This is a genomic window from Streptomyces beijiangensis (assembly GCF_017315755.1).
In the GTDB taxonomy this organism is placed as follows: domain Bacteria; phylum Actinomycetota; class Actinomycetes; order Streptomycetales; family Streptomycetaceae; genus Streptomyces; species Streptomyces beijiangensis.
In genome coordinates, this window is the sequence record NZ_JAFLRJ010001175.1 from 1 (window position 1) to 322 (window position 322).

Annotated in this window: 1 protein-coding gene; it reads right to left on the minus strand. The window is 71.7% G+C overall.

The features are described 5' to 3' along the window. Positions 1–322: epoxide hydrolase N-terminal domain-containing protein (locus J0695_RS41060; protein ID WP_206969895.1), on the minus strand; the 322-nt coding region annotated here is incomplete at both ends.

The following is a 322-nucleotide window of genomic DNA, read 5'->3' on the forward strand; positions in this document are numbered from 1 at the left end:
GGCGGCGACCCGGCCGACGCCTTCCATCTGGTCCTGCCGAGCATCCCCGGCTTCGGTTTCTCCGGGCCCACGTACGAGACCGGCTGGGAGTTCCGCCGGGTCGCCGCCATGGGCGCGCGGGTCGGTCAGCGGGCCCACGACCTCGGCGAACTCCACGATCGACCCCGGCCAGCCATGGGTCATGATCAGCGGAGTGGCGCCGGGCTCGGGCGAGCGGATGTGGGCGAAGTGGAGGTTGGCCCCGTCGATGGTGGTCGTGAACTGGGGCCATGAGTTGAGCTTGGCCTCGGCGGCCCGCCAGTCGTACGCGTGGCGCCAGTAG